We start from the raw sequence: 14,078 nt of genomic DNA, 5'->3' as shown, positions 1-14,078 counted from the left end.
AACCGCTCTCAGAACGCGTGGTCCTCCTCGCCGTCCGTAGCCGGTGCGAGGCGGACCGGATAACTGCGGTCGCCGATGAGGCAGTTGAGGGTCGTCGGGAGGGACGGCGCGCGGGTCGCGGTGAGCCAGCAGTGCACTGCCGACACCACTGCCGCCGGATCGGGCCGGAACACCCGTCCGGCCTCGGTGCACGCCCCGATCCGGGCCGACAGCAGCGGTCCGCCGCGGCGCCGCAGCACGCAGTGGGTGGCGGACAGCACGACGGCGGCGGTACGGCGGCCCGGGTACCGGTCGAGTGCCCAGGTGATCCAGCCGTCCACCGTCCAGCCCGCCACGGCCCGTGCGGCGGCGGCCGGCGCGTCTCCGGCGCGGCGGAAGAGGACCGCCGCGCTCTGCGCGTGCCGCACGCTCGCCGCGTCCTCCTCGGCGGCGAGGTGCCCGGCCGGCCCGTCGTGGTGCGGCGGACGGCGTTCGACGCGTACCCGGTCGCCGTCGACGGCGGCGGACACCGCGTGGACGGCCGGTGCGTGCGCCGGAACGCGGGGGACCGGCAGCAGCCGGGGTTCGGCCGGTGTGGCCGGCGGGGTCAGCCCGAGCCGCGCGTACAGCTCGGTACGCAGCAACGGCAGGGCGCGTCCCCGTTCGGCGAAGGCGGGCTCGGCCAGGGCGCGCACGGATCCCGGCAGGTGCCCCTCGATGGCCCGGACGATGTTCTCGGCGACCCGGCCGGTGTCTGCCGCGGCACCGCTCACCTTCGGTGCCGCGGCGAGCAGTCGGGCCATCGGGCTGCCGGGGATCAGCTCGTCGCCGCCGTCGCAGACGGCCAGCAGCGGGCGGTCCAGGGCGGCCGCGTACAGGGCCGTCGAGCCGTGGTCGGTGAGCACCCCGTCCGCGGCGACCAGCACCGCCGCCCACTCTTCGTACGGCCGGGGCGTCAGGAGTCCGGTGGCGAGGGCCGGCGCGTGGCGCTCGGCGAGATCGTGTGCACCGCTCCGGCCGTAGTCGTTCGGGTGCATGATGAGCGCCAACTGGTAGGAATCGGCGGGGAGTTCCGTGCTCAGCCGGGCCGGCAGGTCCGGGTACGAGGCGAGCAGGGACTCCGGGCCCCAGGTCGAGGTGAGCGCGATCAGCCGGCGGCCGCCGGTGCCCAGCGCGGTGCGGTACCTGTCGCGCAGCCCCTGCGAGGCGAGGAGTCGGTCGAGTGTCGGGTCGCCGACCACGGTGGCGCGGGCGGCCGCCGCGGGACACCGCACGGCCAGCTCGGCGACCTGGCTCCGGTGGGCGAGGGCGTGCAGCGTGGCCAGTGGGGTGCTGCGGCGCAGCAGATAGGCGGGGTCCAGGCCGGATGCGGAGTCCACCGTGCCCTCGTCGGGGAGCGTCTTGCCGAAGCCCGCTCCGTGCGGCAGCAGGACGAGCGGCCCCCGGAGCCGGTCGAGTTCGCCTTTGGGACTCGCGGCGAGCGTCAGGTCGTACGGGGTGCGGACGGCCTCGTCCCAGGGCACGCAGCGGGCGCCGACGGAGTCCAGGGCGGCGAGGGCATCGGTGCCGAAATCGGAGCCGGGGATCAGGGAGAAGCGGCGCTCGATGCGGTCGTCACCGGAGAAGACGGGCAGGACGTCCAGGAGCCGGTGCAGCGCGACCGCGGAACGCGCCGCGAAGAGCACCGCTCTGCGGTCACCGGACCCGCTGCCCGCTGCCCGCTGCCCGCTGCCCGCTGCCCGCTGCCCGCTGCCCGCTGCCCGCTTTGGCAGGGTCCGTCCATCCTAGTGGGCCGGGCCGTCTCCCGTATGCCGTTTCCGCAGTTCGGAGCGGGTTCCGGCAGGGGTATCGACGGCATGCCAGCGATGGTACCCGGGGGTGTGGAAGGGCCGGTACGGCGGTCCTTGAGTTCTAGTAGTCGTTGCAACACCCCAGCTCAGGGGATGCAATGGACTTCAAGATCCGAAGGGACCGGACGGCTCAGGGCCCTGTGAAGCTGGGCCGGGAGCGCGCGGAATACTCCCGGCTCGTGCAGCAGGGCTACAGCAACAAGGAAGCCTGCCGACTCGTCGGGATCGATGCCCGGACCGGCAGGAAGTGGCGCAACGGTCGTAGCGCCGACCGCAGACAGAAGGCGGCACCACCGATCAACGCGGTGGTGCCGCCTTCCGGGCCTTCCCGATATCTGCGTGAGGCCGATCGGATCCACATAGCCGACCGGCTCCGGGAGAAGGCGACAGTCCGGGCGATTGCCGCCGAGCTCGGCCGCAGCCCGTCCACCATCAGCCGGGAGATCCGCCGCAACCGGCACCCCGACAGCGGCCAGTACCGCCCGCACGCCGCCCAGGCCCGTGCCGACGCCCGCAGGCCGCGACCCAAGCCGGGCAAGATCGGCCAGAACCCCGAGCTGCGGGACTTCATCCAGGACCGCCTGACCCTACGGTGGAGCCCGGAGCAGATCTGCCAGGCTCTGCGGGCACAGTTCGCCAACCGGCCGGAGATGCACGTGGTCCACGAGACGGTCTACCAGGCCCTCTATGTCCAGGGACGTGGAGAGCTCCGCCGCGAGCTCGCCCGAGCCCTGCGCTCAGGCCGCGCCCGCCGCAAACCCCACCGTCAGGTCGCCTCCCGCCAGCCACGGTTCACCACACCGATGGTCATGATCAGCGAACGGCCCGCGGAAGCATCCGACCGTGCCGGCCCCGGCCACTGGGAAGGCGACCTCATCATCGGCAAGGACGGCAAGTCGGCCATCGGCACTCTGGTCGAACGCGCCACCCGCTACGTCATGCTCCTGCACCTGCCCGGCGACCACGGCGCCGAGCGCGTCCGCGACGCGCTGGTCACCACGGCCCAGACCCTGCCCTCCCACCTTCGACGGTCCCTGACCTGGGACCAGGGAAGTGAGATGGCCGCACACGGCTCGTTCACCATCGCCACCGGCATCCCGGTCTACTTCTGCGACCCGGCCAGCCCCTGGCAACGCGGCTCTAACGAAAACACCAACGGCCTGCTGCGGCAGTACTTCCCCAAGGGCACCGACCTGTCCGTCCACACCCCGCAGCACCTGGCCGCCGTCGCCACCGAACTCAACGGCCGCCCACGCAAAACGCTCGGCTGGGAAACCCCAGCCGAGCGCCTGCATAAACTGCTCGCGGCCTAGACAACCGACCACGTGTTGCAACGACCGCTAGAAACCGCCGTCCGTACCGGCCCTTCGGGGTTCCCGCGGGGGGGGGCTCAGCCCAGCAGCTCGTACGCCGGCAGGGTCAGGAAGTCGGCGTAGTCGGCGTCCAGGGAGACCTTCAGGAGGAGGTCGTGGGCCTGCTGCCACTTGCCGGAGGTGAAGGCTTCCTCGCCCACCTCGGCGCGGATGGCGGCGAGTTCGTCGGCGGCGATCGTGCGGACCAGGTCGGCGGTGACCGTGGTGCCGGCGTGCTCGCCGTCCTGGAAGACGACGCCGGCGTCGACCCACTGCCAGATCTGGGAGCGGGAGATCTCGGCGGTGGCGGCGTCCTCCATGAGGCCGAAGATGGCGACCGCGCCGAGGCCGCGCAGCCACGCCTCGATGTAGCGGGTGCCGACCTGGACGGCGTCGATCAGGCCCTGGTACGTGGGCCTGGCGTCGAGGGAGTCGATGGCGATGAGGTCGGCGGCGGCCACCGAGACGTCCTCGCGGAGGCGGTCCTTCTGGTGGGGCTTCTCGCCGAGGACCGCGTCGAAGCAGGCGCGGGCGACCGGGACCAGGTCGGGGTGGGCGACCCAGGAGCCGTCGAAGCCGTCGCCGGCCTCTCGGTCCTTGTCGTTCTTGACCTTGGCCAGGGCCTTCTCGTTGGCCTCGGGGTCCCGGCGGTTGGGGATGAAGGCCGCCATGCCGCCGATGGCGTGCGCCCCGCGCTTGTGGCAGGTGCGGACCAGGAGTTCGGTGTAGGCGCGCATGAACGGGGCGGTCATCGTCACCGCGTTGCGGTCCGGGAGGACGAACTTGGCGCCGCCGTCACGGAAGTTCTTGACGATGGAGAAGAGGTAGTCCCAGCGGCCGGCGTTCAGGCCCGAGGCGTGGTCGCGCAGCTCGTAGAGGATCTCCTCCATCTCGTACGCGGCGGTGATGGTCTCGATGAGGACCGTGGCGCGGACGGTGCCCTGCGGGATGCCGACGTAGTCCTGGGCGAAGACGAAGATCTCGTTCCACAGGCGGGCTTCCAGGTGGGACTCGGTCTTGGGCAGGTAGAAGTACGGGCCCTTGCCGAGGTCCAGCAGACGCCGGGCGTTGTGGAAGAAGTAGAGGCCGAAGTCGACCAGTGCGCCGGGGACCGGGCGGCCCTCGAACTGCAGGTGGCGCTCCTCCAGGTGCCAACCGCGCGGCCGCATCACGACGGTGGCGAGCTCCTCGGCCGGCTTGAGGGCGTAGGACTTGCCGGTGCGGGCGTCGGTGAAGTCGATGCGGCGCTCGTAGGCGTCGATCAGGTTGAGCTGGCCACCCACCACGTTCTCCCAGGTGGGAGCGGAGGCGTCCTCGAAGTCGGCGAGCCACACCTTGGCGCCGGAGTTGAGCGCGTTGATGGTCATCTTGCGGTCGGTGGGGCCGGTGATCTCGACCCGGCGGTCGTTGAGCGCGGCGGGCGCCTCGGCGACCTGCCAGCTGTCGTCCGCGCGGATCTGCGCGGTCTGGGGGAGGAAGTCCAGCGTGCTGGTCCGGGCGATCTCGGCGCGGCGCTCGGCGCGGCGGGCGAGCAGCTCGTCACGGCGGGGGGTGAACCGCCGGTGCAGCTCGGCGACGAAGGCGAGCGCGGCGTCGGTGAGGACCTCGCCCTGTCGTTCGGGGGTGTGGGCGGGGTCGACTTCGACGATGGCCAGCGGGGACGGCGCTGGTGCGGACATGAGCTGTCACTCCATTCAGCGGCGGTGCCTTGCGGCCGCCGGGGGCACCTGTGCGGCACGGGGTGCCGTGGGTTCCGAAATACGGTCGCGGGCGCCGTACGGGTAGCAGGGCGCTTCTGACCAGTGGAGACTAGTTTCCTTATCGCGGAACTTCAATGGTTTGTTGACGTCGAGATTCTCTGGGTCGACACAAGTGATGATCGAATGGCTCTCGGTGCCACTGTGGTCACTCTCCATTACTCCCGCTCCGGAACGACGGATTCCCGTCAATCTGCGGCCGGGGCGGGTGTTCTGGTCGCCCGGTGCGCCGGCCGCCGCAGAATGTGCGGCGGGCGAGGGGCGGTCGATCGGTGGGGCGCCGGTCCGGCGGGCGCCGGTCACTCCAGCCGCCGCAGATCGTCCGGCGTGTCGATGTCGTACGGCTCGGCCACGTCGCCGCACTCGACGAGCGTGAGGGCGCCGGCGTGCCGTCGGAGATAGCTCCGCGCCCCACGGTCCCCCTCCGCGTCGGCCGCGATCTCCGCCCACCGCCCGGCGCCGAACAGCACCGGATGCCCCCGCTCGCCCCCGTAGGCCGCGGCCGCCAGTGCGTCCCGCCCCGTGCACGCGGCCACCACGCGGGCCACCGCGGCGGCGCCGATGCCCGGCTGGTCGACCAGCGACACCACCACCGCGTCCGCCCCCGAACCGGCCAGCGCGGCCAGTCCCACCCGGAGCGAGGAGCCCATGCCCCGCGCCCAGTCCGGGTTCACCGAGACGCCGTAGGCCGCCAGATCCGCCCGCTCCCGGACGGCCTCGGCGGCCGCGCCCAGCACGATGTGCACCGGTCCGCAGCCGCCGTCCCGAAGGACCCGTGCGGCATGCTCGACCAACGGGCGTCCCCGGTGGTCGAGCAGTGCCTTGGGCCGTCCCCCCAGCCGCCGTCCGCCGCCCGCGGCGAGCAGCAGCCCGGCCACCCTCCCCTCGGGCCGTCCGGCCCCCTTCGTCCCCCCGGCGCCTGCGCTTTCCCCTCGATGTGCCATGGGACCTGCTTACCCCATGGCGTCGCGCGGCGCCCCGTGCCGCCCGGAATCGGGCGGCGTCAGATGGCTTCAGGCCGCGTCGCCCGCTGCCCGCTGTCGCGGGATCCGCGGGCGCAGCCGGCTCCGGAGCTGCTCCGTCCGCTCGTCCCCGTGCCGGTGCTCGCTGACGTAACGCTGTATGTGCTCCTCGGTGATCTCGGACGCGTCGGCCAGGCCGTACGCCCGGCAGATGAGCTGGATGACGCTGAGGCGCCGGGACTCGGGGTCGGGGGTGGGGCCTGCATCGGGCTCCATGGTGTTCTCCGATCCGGTGGTCCGGTGGTGGGTGTTCCCGTGGTCCGGTGGTGGGTGGTTCCCGTGGTCCGGTGACGCGCGAGGGCGGTCGTCCAGTGAGGTGCGATTCGGTGATATGCCGGACATTTCCTGGAAGGGAGAATGCTCCATCGCGCGGCGCCGTACGCCTTGTACGGGATACGCCCACGCCAACGGGTGCCCGGGGGAACGCACGTGCTGACGCATGGTCAGAAGGTGGGCGGGTACTCGCGCGTGGCCCGCACGTGCGGCGCGTGGGGCAGGTGAGGTGGATGGCGTCCGAGGGGCGTGCGGGGGCGGCGTGGAACCGGCCGCAGGGTCGGGGAACCGGGGGCCGAGGGGCGAGAACCGGCCAGGAGAGTCGAGTGGGGAGGGTGGGGCGGGAGTCGGGTCGCACGGCCCCCGCGCCGAGTTGCCGACCGGCCGCGCCGTGCGGTGATCGGGATTTTCGTCCCTCCGTATGGCGCCGGCCGCACACCGTGGCGTTAACTGTCCCGCATCGCGGAACGGGCAACGGCCTGGGAGGGCTCCGTCGTTGTGGAACAGCTGCCGAGGGACAGCCTGGTGACCGGGGTCGGGAGCGACCCGCGGGTCCGGGAACTGCGTGCGGCGGTGTCCCGGCTCCGCCGTCAACTGGCCCTGCTTCCGGGGGAGTTACCCGACCGGACCGCCGCCGACGAGGAGCTGGCCGCGCTGGACGCGATGGTGAGCCACGGCGCGCCCGAGGTGGCCCGGCTGCGCCGTTCGCTGCTGCTGATAGCCGGGGCGGTGGGATCGGTGAGCGCACTCGCCGCGGCGCTGTCCGAGGTCCGCGAGCGGATCGATCACTTCGGCGAGCTGCCGAGGGGGTGAGGCGGCGCGGTGCGACCGCCCCACCCGGGTGTCACGCCGGCGTCTGGTTGGCCAGGGCCACCGACAGCTGGGCCGCGACCTCCTGGAGCACCGGGACGATCTTGTCCGTCGCGGCCTCCGTCACCCGGCCGGTCGGTCCGGAGATGGAGATCGCCGCGGAGGTGGGGGAGTTGGGGACCGGGACGGCGAGGCAGCGGACGCCGATCTCCTGCTCGTTGTCGTCGACCGCGTAGCCGAGGCGGCGGACGTCGGCGAGGGCGTCGAGGAAGCGGTCCGGGTCGGTGATCGTCTTCTCGGTCGCCGCGGGCATGCCGGTGCGGCCGAGGAGGGCGCGGACCTCCTCCGGCGGGTGGTCGGCCAGCAGGGCCTTGCCGACGCCGGTGGAGTGCGGCAGGACGCGCCGGCCGACCTCGGTGAACATCCGTACCGCGTGCCGGGACGGGACCTGTGCGACGTAGACGATCTCGTCGCCGTCGAGGAGGGCCATGTTGGCGGTCTCGCCGGTCTCCTCCACCAGGCGGGCCAGGAACGGGCGGGCCCAGGTGCCCAGCAGCCGGGAGGCGCTCTCGCCGAGCCGGATCAGGCGCGGGCCGAGGGCGTACCGGCGGTTGGGCTGCTGACGGACGTAGCCGCAGGCCACCAGCGTGCGCATCAGGCGGTGGATGGTGGGCAGCGGGAGCCCGCTGCTGCCGGAGAGCTCGCTCAGGCCGACCTCGCCGCCGGCGTCGGCCATCCGCTCCAGGAGGTCGAAGGCGCGCTCAAGGGACTGGACGCCGCCGCTGGCGCCCGCGGGCTTGGCATCGGCGGCGGAGGTGCTGGCGCTGGACGGCGGCACGTCGCGTTCCTTTCGGGGCGGGTCGGATCGGTCTCGGCTCGGTCTCTGCTCGTCTGCCTTGCGGGCGCCGGGCCCGACCGGAGCAGCCTACCGGTCACACCGGGCCGGCACACCGCGTATCGCACAGTCGTTCCCGCCGGTCAGCGCCCCTGTGCCCCAAGGTGTCACGTCCTTGCCCGAGATCCCTTGACGGTGCCAGTGGCCATAGCTACGTTCTGCTGCGCGAAACCTACTGTCCATTCTGTGGAATCCTCCAAATCGTTGGAGCGTCATGCGCATTCTCGTCATGAACCCGAACACCACGGCTTCCATGACCGCTTCGATCCGCGCCACCGCCACCGCGGTCGCCGCGCCGGGCACCGAGATCCTCGCCACCGAACCCCTGTGGGGGCCCGAGTCCATCGAGGGCCACTTCGAGGGGTACCTCAGCGCCGCCGCCGTCCTGGATCGGCTCGCCACCCTGGACACCCCGTTCGACGCGCTGGTCATGGCCGGCTTCGGGGAACCGGGTCGGGAGGGCGCGCAGGAACTGCTGGACGTCCCCGTCCTGGACATCACCGAGTGCGCGGCGCAGATGGCGCTGATGCTCGGCCACGCGTACGGCGTCGTCACCACCCTCGACCGCGCCGTGCCGCAGATCCGGGACCGGCTGCTGACCGCCGGGCTGCTCCAGCGCTGCGCCGGCGTCCGCGGCACCGGGCTCGGCGTGCTGGAGCTGGAGGACGACCCGGAGCGCACCGTCGCCGTGATCATCGAGACCGCGCGCGAGGTGGTCCGGGACGGCGCGGAGGTGATCTGCCTGGGGTGCGGCGGTATGGCCGGGCTCCGGGAGAAGGTCGCCGCGGCGCTGGGGGTGCCCGTCGTGGACGGCGTCGCCGCCGCGGTGAAGTTCGCGGAGGCGGTGGTCGGCCTCGGCCTGACCACCAGTACGCAGCGCAGTTTCGCGCCGCCCCGCCCCAAGGCCATCGGCTCCTGGCCGCTGAGCGGCCACCTCGCGGGCGTCGCCGCGGGGGAGCGGGGCGGGGTCCGGCATTCCGTCCGTAACACCGAATTTTCCCCGAAGACATCAGGCATCTGACGACTGACACCTAAGCTCCACCCAACCTGCCTGGGAGGACTCATGAGCACATCCCCGCAGCACCGTCCGGGGCCGCCGGACCCGAGGCTCTTCAACGAGGACCTCGCGCCGGCGGCGCAGCGCAACTGGGGCACCTACAGCGTCTTCGCGCTGTGGATGTCCGACACCCACGCGATCAGCAACTACGCCTTCGCCGCCAGCCTCTTCGTGCTGGGGCTGCCGGCCTGGGAGGTGTTCGCCGCGCTGCTGGCCGGCATCACGATCGTCCACTGGCTGATGAACCGGATGGGGCACGCGGGGCACCGCACCGGCGTGCCCTACCCGGTGCTCGCCCGGGCCAGCTGGGGCGTCTACGGCGCCAACATCCCGGCGCTGCTGCGCGCGGTGATGGCGGTGGCCTGGTACGGCATCCAGACCTGGCTGGCCTCGACGGCCGTGGTGCTGCTGACGCTCCAGATCGCGCCCGGCCTCGACGCGTACCACCACAACTCGGTGCTGGGGCTGTCCACCCTGGGCTGGATCGCGTTCATGGTGATGTGGGGGCTGCAGGCCGTCCTGCTGACGCGCGGGATGGAGTTCATCCGCAAGGTGCAGGACTTCGCGACCGGACCGGTGGTCTGGCTGGTGGTGCTGGCGCTGGCGGTGTACCTGGTCGTCGCGTCGCACGGCGACATCTCGCTGACCCGCAGCCTGACCGGGCTGAGCGGCACCGCGCAGCTCCAGCAGAGCCTGATCGCGGTCAGCCTGACCGTGGCCACCTTCCTGACCCTGGTCCTCAACTACGCCGACTTCGCCCGCTTCACGCCCGACCACCGCTCCTACCGGCGGGGCAACCTCATCGGGCTGCCGGTGAACTTCACCGCCTTCGCGGTGGTCGCCGTCCTGGTCACCGCCGGCACCATCGCGGTCTTCGGCGAGGCGATCTACGACCCGGTGAAGGTGATCCAGAAGATCGACAACCCGGTGGTCACCGTCATCGGCGCGCTGGCCTTCATCGTCGCCACCATCGGGATCAACGTCGTGGCCAACTTCGTCTCGCCCGCCTACGACTTCGCCAACCTGCTGCCGAGGTACCTGGACTTCAAGCGCGGCGGGATGATCACCGCGGTGCTGGCGGTGCTGGTCATGCCCTGGAAGCTGTACTCCTCGGCGCTGGTGATCCAGTACTTCCTGGGGGCGCTGGGGGCCTTCCTCGGGCCGCTGGTGGCGATCCTGCTCGTGGACTACTACCTGGTGCGGCGCGGCCGGATCGACGTCGATGCGCTGTTTTCGGCCGATGCCGCCGGCGCCTACTTCTACCGCAGGGGCTACAACCCGAAGGCCGTGCTCGCGTTCCTGCCGGCCGCCGCGGTCGCCGCCTCGCTCGCGCTGGTCCCGGCCTTCGACGCTCTGGCGCCGTTCTCCTGGATCTTCGGGATGGCGCTCTCCGGGCTGCTCTACGCTCTGGTCTCGGGGCGCGACCGGGCGGCGGCGGGCGTCGGCCCGATTCCGCAGGGCATCATCCCGTCGCAGGTCAGGGGCGGGGCGGCGGCGGAGGGCGAGCAGCCGGAGCGGTCCGGTGCGATCGCCGGACCGGCCGCCGCACAGGGGTCTTGACGGGCTGCGGTCCGAAGTGAAGACTCATTCAACAGACTGTTGAATTCCGTAGGGGCGGCGGCTTGCACCGTCACCCCGGGGTTCCCGGGAATCCGCGCCGGCGGTGGCACGGCCCGCGGTGGCCGTGCCGCCCGCGCTCCGGACCGCGACCATGAAGCACACGATAGGGGAGGTACTGGGTGTCCGAAACAGAGCTGGTGCTGCGTTCCACGCGCGTCGTCACGCCGGAGGGGACGCGCGCCGCGTCCGTCACCGTCCAGGACGGGAAGATCGTCGCCGTCCTGCCGCACGACGCCGCGGTGCCGGCCGGCGCCCGGGTGGAGGACTTCGGCGACGACGTCCTGCTGCCCGGCCTCGTGGACACCCACGTACACGTCAACGACCCCGGCCGCACCGAGTGGGAGGGCTTCTGGACGGCCACCCGCGCGGCCGCCGCCGGCGGTATCACCACGCTCGTGGACATGCCGCTCAACAGCCTCCCGCCCACCACCAACACCGCCAACCTCGACATCAAGCGCGAGGTCGCCCGCAGCAAGGCCCACATCGACGTCGGCTTCTGGGGCGGCGCCATCCCCGGCAACGTCAAGGACCTGCGCCCGCTGCACGAGGCCGGCGTGTTCGGCTTCAAGTGCTTCCTGTCGCCCTCCGGTGTCGACGAGTTCCCGCAGGTCGACCAGGAGCAGCTGGCGGCGGCGCTCGGCGAGATCGCCGCCTTCGACGGCCTGCTGATCGTGCACGCCGAGGACCCCGGTCACCTGGACGCCGCCCCCGAGGCGCACGGCCCCAAGTACGCCGACTTCCTCGCCTCCCGGCCCCGGGTCTCCGAGAACGACGCGATCGCCGGCCTGATCGACCTCGCCCGGAAGCTGGACGCCCGGGTCCACGTGCTGCACCTCTCCTCCGCCGAGGCGCTGCCGCTGATCGCCGCCGCCCGCGCCGACGGCGTCAAGATCACCGTCGAGACCTGCCCGCACTTCCTCACCCTGACCGCCGAGGAAGTCCCGGACGGCGCCACCGAGTTCAAGTGCTGCCCGCCGATCCGCGAGGCCGGCAACCAGGACGCCCTGTGGCAGGGACTGGCCGACGGCACCATCGACTGCATCGTCTCGGACCACTCGCCCTCCACCACCGACCTCAAGACCCCCGACTTCGGGACGGCCTGGGGCGGCATCTCCTCCCTCCAGCTCGGCCTGCCGGCCATCTGGACCGCGGCCCGGGAGCGCGGCCACGGCCTGGAGGACGTGGTCCGCTGGATGTCCGCCGCCCCGGCGCGGCTGGTCGGCCTCGGCGCCAAGGGCGCCATCGCACCCGGCCGGGACGCCGACTTCGCGGTGCTGGCGCCCGAGGAGACCTTCACCGTCGACCCCGCCGACCTCCAGCACCGCAACAAGATCACCGCGTACGCCGGCAAGACGCTCCACGGCGTGGTCCGCTCCACCTGGCTGCGCGGCCGGAAGATCAACGACGGCACCGCCCTCGCCGAGCCCACCGGCGAGCTCCTCGAAAGGCCGCGCGCATGACCACCGGCGACCTCCCGCGCTACACCGGGGACGCCAGCCCCTACGGCGGCGGCGACCCCTATGCCGACTACCGGACCCCGGGCCCGGCCGGCTTCCCCTTCTCCCACCTGCCCGACCTCGCCGACCGGCGGCTCGGCGCCGGGGTGCTCGCGGCCAACGACGAGTTCTTCGCCGAGCGCGAGAACCTCCTGACGCCCGACGCCGCCCACTTCGACCCCGAGGCGTTCGGCCACAAGGGCAAGGTCATGGACGGCTGGGAGACCCGGCGGCGCCGCGGCACCGACGGCGACCACCCCTTCCCGGCCGACGACGACCACGACTGGGCGCTGATCCGGCTCGGCGCCCCGGGCGTGATCCGCGGCATCGTCGTCGACACCGCCCACTTCCGCGGCAACTACCCGCAGTCGGTGAGCGTCGAGGGCGCCTGCGTGGAGGGCTCCCCGGCGCCGGCCGAGCTGCTCGCCGACGACGTCGAGTGGACCACCCTCGTCCCGCGCACCGCCATCGGCGGGCACGCCGCCAACGGCTTCGCCGTCCACGCCGAGCGACGCTTCACCCACCTGCGGCTGAGCCAGCACCCCGACGGCGGCATCGCCCGCCTCCGGGTCCACGGCGAGGTCGTCCCGGCGCCCCGCTGGCTGGCCGCGCTGGGCACCTTCGACCTCGCCGCGCTGGAGAACGGCGGTCGGGTCGAGGACGCCTCGGACCGCTTCTACTCCTCGCCCACCAACACCATCCGGCCGGGCCGGTCCCGCACGATGGACGACGGCTGGGAGACCCGGCGCCGCCGCGGCACCGGCAACGACTGGGTCCGCTACCGGCTCACCGGGCAGTCCGTGATCCGCGCGGTGGAGATCGACACCGGCTACCTCAAGGGCAACGCGGCCGGCTGGGCGGCGCTGTCCGGACGCGACGGCGAGCACGGCGACTGGGTCGAACTGCTGCCCCGCACCCGGCTCCAGCCCGACACCGTCCACCGCTTCCCGCTGGCCCACGCGCCCGCGGTGACCCACGTCCGGCTGGACATCTTCCCCGACGGCGGCATCGCCCGGCTCCGGCTGCACGGCTCGCTCACCGAGGAAGGGACGGCCCGACTGGCCACCCGCCACCGGGAACTGGGCGGCTGACCTCCGCCTCCGGTCCACCACCCCGGTTCTGACGCCACGTCAGGACCGGGGTGGTCGCCGACCGACGGCCGCAGCCCACGGCCCGGCGCCCCCGACGCGCCGGATCACCCCTCCAGCGAGTTCCAGAACATCACCTCGTACGCCTGGAGGAGCTGCCCGTAGCGGTGGGCCGTCGCCGGCCGCGCCTGGCCGGTGTCGATGCCCTGCTGCACCGCCGCGCGGGCCGCGACCGCCAGCTCCGGCGCCGGGTCGGCGAACAGCGTGAAGAAGCCGTGGGCCGCCTCGGGGAAGTCGTAGTGCTCCGCCAGCGCGGTGCGGACCGTGGCGCAGTAGCCGCCCCAGGCGGCGAAGTTGGCGGTGAGCGCGATCGCCGCGTCGGCGGGCTCGGCGGCCAGCGCCAGCCGCGCCGCGTACGACGGGAACGCCTGGCAGCCCGGTCGCGGCTGGTAGCCGGTGATCTCCCGGGCCGTCAGCCCGCAGGCGTCCGCCAGGCCCGCCAGCCGCGCCAGGGCCCGCGTCTCCCCCTCGGCGAGCAGGTCGAAGAAGTCCGCCACCGGCGGATCGCCGTCCGCGCGGCGCGCCAGGTGCTGGAAGCTGATCCGGTCGGCGGCGATCACCTGGTGCTGCTCCAGCGCGAAGGTGGCGAACACCGTGCGCGGCGCCTGCCCCCGGGCGATCCGTTGGACGAGCCGGTTGGCGCCGTTCTCCGGGGCGAGCGCACGGACCGCCTCGTCGAGGACGGCGGCGGCGCTCGGACGCGGGGCACCGGCGGCACCGCGGCGCGACGGGGGTCCCCCCGGACGAGGTCCGGGGGAGCCTCCACTCGGGGCGGTGGCGGGCGACGGCCGGGTAGGTCGGTCCATGGCGGTCTCCTCC

The 14,078-nt window shown here is 72.9% G+C and carries 12 protein-coding genes; 6 read left to right on the top strand and 6 right to left on the bottom strand.

All coding sequences use genetic code 11. The features are described from left to right. Nucleotides 1–8: 8 nt before the first annotated feature. Nucleotides 9–1,664, bottom strand: coding sequence for a translation initiation factor 2 (locus MOV08_RS10910; RefSeq protein ID WP_275307272.1), 1,656 nt, complete (start codon nucleotides 1,662–1,664; stop codon nucleotides 9–11). 263 nt (nucleotides 1,665–1,927) lie between these two features. Here MOV08_RS10910 and MOV08_RS10905 point away from each other — a divergent pair, with 263 nt between their 5' ends. Continuing rightward, a complete protein-coding gene (locus MOV08_RS10905; protein ID WP_275307072.1) occupies nucleotides 1,928–3,142 on the top strand; it encodes an IS30 family transposase in 1,215 nt (404 codons plus the stop codon). Nucleotides 3,143–3,219: 77 nt separating this feature from the next. On the opposite strand, the gene aceB is transcribed toward MOV08_RS10905, so the two are convergent. From aceB to MOV08_RS10890, 3 genes are all read right to left on the bottom strand, one after another. Further along, nucleotides 3,220–4,860, bottom strand: coding sequence for a malate synthase A (gene aceB, locus MOV08_RS10900; protein ID WP_275307270.1), 1,641 nt, complete (start codon nucleotides 4,858–4,860; stop codon nucleotides 3,220–3,222). Nucleotides 4,861–5,237: 377 nt separating this feature from the next. Continuing rightward, the gene (locus MOV08_RS10895; RefSeq protein ID WP_275311754.1) at nucleotides 5,238–5,816 is read right to left on the bottom strand and encodes a nucleotidyltransferase family protein; all 579 of its coding nucleotides are present in this window, start codon (nucleotides 5,814–5,816) and stop codon (nucleotides 5,238–5,240) included. A 135-nt stretch (nucleotides 5,817–5,951) separates the two neighbouring features. Then, complete coding sequence (locus MOV08_RS10890) at nucleotides 5,952–6,176, bottom strand: hypothetical protein (RefSeq protein ID WP_039640586.1); 225 nt, start codon at nucleotides 6,174–6,176, stop codon at nucleotides 5,952–5,954. Between the two features lie 582 nt (nucleotides 6,177–6,758). Here MOV08_RS10890 and MOV08_RS10885 point away from each other — a divergent pair. Beyond that, nucleotides 6,759–7,046: a DUF5955 family protein gene (locus MOV08_RS10885; protein ID WP_203232544.1), complete on the top strand. Its 288-nt coding sequence runs from the start codon at nucleotides 6,759–6,761 to the stop codon at nucleotides 7,044–7,046. A gap of 31 nt (nucleotides 7,047–7,077) precedes the next feature. Here MOV08_RS10885 and MOV08_RS10880 read toward each other — a convergent pair whose 3' ends face one another. Then, nucleotides 7,078–7,881: an IclR family transcriptional regulator gene (locus tag MOV08_RS10880; protein WP_039631619.1), complete on the bottom strand. Its 804-nt coding sequence runs from the start codon at nucleotides 7,879–7,881 to the stop codon at nucleotides 7,078–7,080. A gap of 271 nt (nucleotides 7,882–8,152) precedes the next feature. Between MOV08_RS10880 and MOV08_RS10875 the strand changes: the two genes are divergently transcribed. The 4 genes from MOV08_RS10875 to alc all read left to right on the top strand — a co-directional run bounded on the left by MOV08_RS10875 (nucleotide 8,153) and on the right by alc (nucleotide 13,202). After that, nucleotides 8,153–8,959 (top strand): aspartate/glutamate racemase family protein, encoded by an 807-nt coding sequence (locus MOV08_RS10875; protein ID WP_275307269.1) that lies wholly within the window; start codon nucleotides 8,153–8,155, stop codon nucleotides 8,957–8,959. Nucleotides 8,960–9,001: 42 nt separating this feature from the next. Next, complete coding sequence (locus MOV08_RS10870; protein WP_275307268.1) at nucleotides 9,002–10,555, top strand: NCS1 family nucleobase:cation symporter-1; 1,554 nt, start codon at nucleotides 9,002–9,004, stop codon at nucleotides 10,553–10,555. A 179-nt stretch (nucleotides 10,556–10,734) separates the two neighbouring features. Continuing rightward, nucleotides 10,735–12,075 (top strand): allantoinase AllB, encoded by a 1,341-nt coding sequence (gene allB, locus MOV08_RS10865; RefSeq protein WP_275307266.1) that lies wholly within the window; start codon nucleotides 10,735–10,737, stop codon nucleotides 12,073–12,075. Beyond that, entirely contained in the window at nucleotides 12,072–13,202 is a 1,131-nt protein-coding gene (gene alc, locus MOV08_RS10860) for an allantoicase (protein ID WP_275307265.1), read from the top strand. Before allB ends, alc begins: the two co-directional genes overlap by 4 nt. Before the next feature lie 104 nt (nucleotides 13,203–13,306). Here the strand turns inward: alc and MOV08_RS10855 are convergent, their stop codons facing one another. Beyond that, nucleotides 13,307–14,065, bottom strand: coding sequence for a thiaminase II/PqqC family protein (locus MOV08_RS10855; RefSeq protein ID WP_107080303.1), 759 nt, complete (start codon nucleotides 14,063–14,065; stop codon nucleotides 13,307–13,309). Nucleotides 14,066–14,078 lie beyond the last annotated feature (13 nt).

It is taken from the genome of Streptomyces yunnanensis (assembly GCF_029011865.1).
GTDB classification, from domain to species: Bacteria; Actinomycetota; Actinomycetes; order Streptomycetales; family Streptomycetaceae; genus Streptomyces; species Streptomyces yunnanensis.
The sequence above is the reverse complement of the archived record's forward strand: the minus strand, read 5'-3'. Positions and strand labels throughout refer to the sequence as shown.

Coding starts and splice junctions, on each gene's coding strand:
- MOV08_RS10870 (WP_275307268.1), top strand. CDS start 9,002: ATGAGCACATCCCCGCAGCACCGTCCGGGGCCGCCGGACCCGAGGCTC.
- MOV08_RS10890 (WP_039640586.1), bottom strand. CDS start 6,176: ATGGAGCCCGATGCAGGCCCCACCCCCGACCCCGAGTCCCGGCGCCTC.
- MOV08_RS10855 (WP_107080303.1), bottom strand. CDS start 14,065: ATGGACCGACCTACCCGGCCGTCGCCCGCCACCGCCCCGAGTGGAGGC.
- MOV08_RS10905 (WP_275307072.1), top strand. CDS start 1,928: ATGGACTTCAAGATCCGAAGGGACCGGACGGCTCAGGGCCCTGTGAAG.
- aceB (WP_275307270.1), bottom strand. CDS start 4,860: ATGTCCGCACCAGCGCCGTCCCCGCTGGCCATCGTCGAAGTCGACCCC.
- alc (WP_275307265.1), top strand. CDS start 12,072: ATGACCACCGGCGACCTCCCGCGCTACACCGGGGACGCCAGCCCCTAC.
- MOV08_RS10875 (WP_275307269.1), top strand. CDS start 8,153: ATGCGCATTCTCGTCATGAACCCGAACACCACGGCTTCCATGACCGCT.